This window comes from uncultured Mycobacterium sp. (assembly GCF_964249325.1).
Taxonomy (GTDB): Bacteria; Actinomycetota; Actinomycetes; order Mycobacteriales; family Mycobacteriaceae; genus Mycobacterium.
The window spans coordinates 1-4,941 of record NZ_CAXUCH010000289.1 but is presented as its reverse complement, the minus strand read 5'-3'; the positions used below and the strand labels follow the sequence as shown (position 1 = coordinate 4,941).

The following is a 4,941-nucleotide window of genomic DNA, read 5'->3' as shown; positions in this document are numbered from 1 at the left end:
ACCCAGTGGCGACCGCGAGCGCGGCGGAGCCGGGCGCAGCGGACCACCACCCGACAACCTAGTGTTGGCGCTTTGCATCGGCTCAGCCGAGGAAAGTAGCGTGGGCCGCGTGACTGGAGCTTCGGGTATCGGGCTGGCAACGCTGGCCGCCGACGGATCGGTCCTCGACGCCTGGTTTCCCGAGCCCGAACTGATCGAATCCTCCGGTGAGAGCGGCACGGTTCGGCTGTCGCTGGCCGAGGTTCCCGACGACTTGGCCGCGTTGGCCGGCCGCGACGAGGACCGCGGCACCGAGACAGTGGCGATCCGCACAGTCAACGGCTTGCTCGAGGACAAGGCTTCCGATGCCTATGACGCGTACCTGCGGCTGCATCTGCTGTCGCACCGGCTGGTTGTGCCGCACGGGCTGAACACCGACGGCTTCTTCGGGATCCTGACCAAAGTGGTGTGGACCAACCACGGTCCGTGTGCCGTCGAAGGTTTCGAGGCGGTGCGGGCGCGGCTGCGCCGCCGCGGGCCGGTCACGGTGTATGGCGTCGACAAGTTCCCCAGGATGGTCGACTACGTGATGCCGACCGGGGTGCGTATCGCCGACGCCGACCGGGTTCGGCTGGGGGCTCATCTGGCAGCGGGCACCACCGTGATGCACGAGGGATTCGTCAACTACAACGCTGGCACGCTGGGCACCTCGATGGTCGAAGGCCGCATCTCGGCGGGCGTGGTGGTCGGTGACGGTTCCGACATCGGGGGCGGCGCCTCGATAATGGGCACGCTGTCCGGCGGTGGCACCGAAATCATCTCGATTGGCAAACGCTGTCTGCTAGGCGCAAATTCGGGGCTGGGCATCTCGCTGGGCGACGACTGCGTGGTCGAGGCAGGTCTCTACCTCACGTCGGGCACCAAAGTCAGCATGCGCGACGGCACCTCGGTCAAGGCCCGCCAGCTCTCCGGCGGCAATAACATGCTGTTTCGTCGCAATTCGCTTACCGGCGCGGTCGAAGTGGTGTCCCGTGACGGTCAAGGCATCGCGCTCAACCGAGACCTGCACGCCAACTAGCACCGACTGCGCGGTTTCGTACGCGACACGCAGCGCGGACGTACAAATCCGCACAGTGACCGATTGGTTAGCGTTCCGACAGAATGCAGAACTCGTTGCCCTCCGGGTCCGCTAGCACCACCCAGCTCGCGTCATCACCCTGCCCGATATCGACACGGCGAGCGCCGAGTTCAAGCACCCGGTCGACTTCGACCTGCTGATTGTCGGGCCGGAAGTCGAAGTGGATGCGGTTCTTGACAACTCGCTTGTCCGGTACCCGAAGAAAAATCCAGTCCGGCCCGGCCCCAGCCGGCGGATGAACGACGACTTCACCGTCGGAGTCGATGTCGTGCGGCCAGCCCAGCACCGTCGACCACCAGGTGCCCAGCGCGGTCGGGTTTTCCGCGTCGACGCAGATCTCATCGAACGTCAGCCCCATGTCAACAGCTCCTTCTTGAGCACCTTGCCCATGGCGTTGCGCGGCAGGCTGTCCACCAGCCGCACTTCCCGCGGTCGTTTATGCACCGAAAGTTGTTGGGCGACATAGTCGATCAACTCCTCTGATTCAACTTTCAGAGCAGGCGAGCCGACGACGAACGCGACGATCCGCTGGCCCAGGTCGTCGTCGGGAAGCCCGACCACGGCCACTTCCTCCACGCCCGGGTGCCCGAGTAGCGCCGCTTCGACTTCTCCTGCGCCGACACGGTATCCGCCGGACTTGATGAGGTCGACGGACTCGCGGCCCACGATGCGGTGCATGCCACCAGAGTCAACGACTGCGACGTCGCCGGTGCGGTACCAGCCGTCGCTGTCGAAGACCTCTGCCGTGGCGTCCGGTCGATTGAGGTAGCCATCGAACAGCGTGGGGCCGCGAACCTGAAGTCGGGCAATAGTTTCGCCGTCATGCGGGGCCAGGCCGCCCTCGTCGTCGACCAGCCGGGTCTCGATACTCTCCAACGGCACGCCCACCCAGCCGGCGCGACGCTCGCCGTCGGCGCGGGTGGACAGCGTGATCAGTGATTCGGTACTGCCGTACCGTTCGACGGGCTGGTGTCCGAGCTGCGCGAGTTGCTCGAACACCGCCACCGGCAACGCGGCGCTGCCCGAAACCAGTAACCGCGCCGGCCTCAGCGCCTCGGCGGCCGCTTGGTCGGCCACCACCCGCGACCATACGGTCGGGACACCGAAATATAGCGTCCCGCCAGCCTCACGACAAGCCTGAGCATACGCGGCGGGCGTCGGTTTTCCGGTGTGCACAAAGCGATTTCCGATCCGCAGTGACCCCAGCAAGCCCAACACCAACCCGTGAACATGAAACAGCGGCAGCCCGTGCACCAACACGTCGTCGGCGGTCCACTGCCAGGCCTTCGCCAGCGCGTCGAGATCGGCGGCGATCGCGCGCCGGCTCAGCTGGACTCCTTTAGGGGGACCGGTGGTGCCAGACGTGTAGATCACCAACGCAATGGAATCCGGCGACGGCTCCGGGTAGCGGTGCCACGAGCGGGCGTGCAGCCGCACCGGGATGTGAGGTAGGTCCTCTGGCTGCTCGGGCACCGGCCCGAGCCACGCCTGGGCGCCCGAGTCGGTGAGGATGTGACGCCGCTCGCCCCGGCCGACATCGGCGGGAACCGGCACCACCGGCACACCGGCGATCAAGCAGCCAGTGATGGCCAATACGGTCGAGGCGCTCGGCGTGGCCAACACCGCGACCCGGCTCGCGCCGCCGACCCGCTCGGCCACCGAGGTCGCCGCGCCCATCAGATCGCTGCGGCTCAACGTGACGTCGCCGATGCGCACGGCATCGCCGAGGTCGGTAGCGGCAGCAGAATTCAGCGAAGCGAGCAGCACACGAGCGAGCCTACTTAAGGCCGCAGCTCCTTCTTGAGGACTTTGCCGGTGGGACCCATCGGCAACTCGTCGATGATGCGCACTTCCCGCGGGTACTTGTAGGCGGCCAGCCGCTCCTTGCAGTGCGCTATCAGCTTGTCGGACGTGAGCTCGACGCCTTCTTTGGCGACCACGAAGGCCACCACCTCCTGGCCGAGCTTCTCGTCCGGTTTGCCAATCACCGCTGCCGCGGCGACGCCGGGATGGTCGAACAATACTTCCTCGATCTCCCGGGGGTAGACGTTGTAGCCGCCGCGGATCACCAGATCTTTCTTGCGGTCGACGATGAAGAAGTACCCATCCTCGTCGCGGTAGGCGAGATCACCGGTGTGGAACCAGCCGTGGCGGAACGCCTCGGCGGTCGCCTCGGGTTTCTGGTAGTAACCTTTCATCACGTTGTGCCCGCGGATCACGATCTCGCCGACATTGTCGGTGCCGGGCGGCAATTCGTTATCGTTCTCGTCGACCACCCGCACTTCCACGCCCCAGATGGGTTTTCCGATCGAAAGCACCTTGCGCTGTTCGGCATTGACGTTGAACGTGGTGGTCGATGCGGTCTCGGACAAGCCGTATCCCTCGAGGATCACCACACCCGGGAACTTCTCTTCGAAGGCGCGGATCACCTCGCCGGGAATCGCGGCGCCGCCGGATACCCCCACCCGCAAGGCGGAGAGGTCATGGCCCTCGGTGTCGGCCTGCAGCAGCGCGAAATACATTGTCGGAACGCCGGAAAAGATCGTGCAGCGGTGGTGGGCGAGTTCGTCAACAACCGTCTTGGCGTCGACCCGGGGCACCAGAACCAGGCTGCCGCCGAACCGTACCGTCACGTTCAGCACACTGGACAACCCGAACACGTGAAACATCGGCAGCACCGCCATGCCGACGTCGTCGTCGCGGAATTCGAACAGCTCGCCGGCGACAGTGCAGTTCATGAACAGCTGGAAATGGGTCAGCTCGGCGCCCTTTGGTTTTCCGGTGGTCCCAGACGTATAGATGATGACGGCGGTGTCGTCGGCGTTGGTCGGCTCGATGTCTCCGGTGTCGTCGGCGAAGTACAGCTCGTCGAAATGCTTTGTGTCCTCCGGTCTTTTGTCGTTGCCGGGCAGGTTCACCACATACGTGGGCAGGTCGCCGGCGCCCTTGACCGCTTCATCGGCGAACGTCTCGAAGGTGATCAGCAGCCGTGAGTCGGAATCGTGGACGTGGTAACTGACTTCCGGCGCGCGCAGCAGCGGGTTGAGCGGCACCATGACTGCGCCCGCTTTGAGGATCGCGAAGTAGGCGAACAAAAAGTGCGGCACGTTAGGCAATTGGACCGCGACTTTGTCGCCGCGGCCCACCCCGAGGTTGCGCAGGCTCGTGGCGATCCGGCCCGAGATTTCGTCGACCTGGGCGTAGCTAAACGTCTGCTCGGCGATGTGGCAAAGCGGCTTGTCCGGATGCGCGTTGCGGGATTCGCGCAGCATGACGGCAAGGTTGAAGCTCATCGGTCGCTCCTGTGCTATTAGGCGAGCCGGGTTTGCGAATCGACCGGCGAAGACCGCTCGGACGGTGTATCTGGCCGCGGAAACAATGGCCGCAGCACCGCAGGCGGCCGAAAAGGCGCCCACTCGCCGTAGGGCTGCGCCAAGCGGTCGGCGACAGCCCACACCACCGCAGGATTGTGGCCATAGCCAAAGTGGCTGCCGATCACGGCGATGTTTTCTGCCCGCGGCGACTGCAGATCCAGACAGGCCTGCCAGGCCACGACACCGTCGCATTTGGAGTAGATCGACGTCGCCGGCACCGGCAAGGGTTCCGTTTCGAGTTGGAGCGGCACCCTGGCCCGCTCGACATGCAGGTGGGAAAACCGGTTGAACGCCGCGCTGGCGCGGGTTTGATTGTGATCGGTCAGGCGAAACGGCGTGCCCAGGGTTATCACCTGGCGTACCGACGACTGGCTCCGCCGGGCCATGGCGCGTGCGTAGATGCCGCCCAGACTCCAGCCGATCACGGTGACTGGAGTGCGGTACCGGGCG

Annotated in this window: 4 protein-coding genes and 1 pseudogene; 1 reads left to right on the top strand and 4 read right to left on the bottom strand. The window is 65.2% G+C overall.

Going from position 1 to position 4,941, the window contains the following annotated elements; translation table 11 throughout:
- Positions 1-100 precede the first annotated feature (100 nt).
- Positions 101-1,057, top strand: a complete 957-nt coding sequence (gene dapD, locus ACFE99_RS22790; RefSeq protein WP_375488820.1) for a 2,3,4,5-tetrahydropyridine-2,6-dicarboxylate N-succinyltransferase — start codon at positions 101-103, stop codon at positions 1,055-1,057.
- 67 nt (positions 1,058-1,124) lie between these two features.
- On the opposite strand, the gene ACFE99_RS22785 is transcribed toward dapD, so the two are convergent.
- The 4 genes and pseudogenes from ACFE99_RS22785 to ACFE99_RS22770 form a co-directional block, all read right to left on the bottom strand.
- Complete coding sequence (locus ACFE99_RS22785; protein ID WP_375488818.1) at positions 1,125-1,475, bottom strand: VOC family protein; 351 nt, start codon at positions 1,473-1,475, stop codon at positions 1,125-1,127.
- On the bottom strand, positions 1,466-2,884 hold the full coding sequence (locus ACFE99_RS22780) for an acyl-CoA synthetase (RefSeq protein ID WP_375488816.1): 1,419 nt from the start codon (positions 2,882-2,884) through the stop codon (positions 1,466-1,468). The genes ACFE99_RS22785 and ACFE99_RS22780 overlap by 10 nt, the downstream gene beginning before the upstream one ends.
- A gap of 14 nt (positions 2,885-2,898) precedes the next feature.
- On the bottom strand, positions 2,899-4,410 hold the full coding sequence (locus ACFE99_RS22775; RefSeq protein ID WP_375488814.1) for a long-chain fatty acid--CoA ligase: 1,512 nt from the start codon (positions 4,408-4,410) through the stop codon (positions 2,899-2,901).
- A 17-nt stretch (positions 4,411-4,427) separates the two neighbouring features.
- A pseudogene (locus tag ACFE99_RS22770) lies at positions 4,428-4,941 on the bottom strand (alpha/beta hydrolase); the annotation flags it as partial.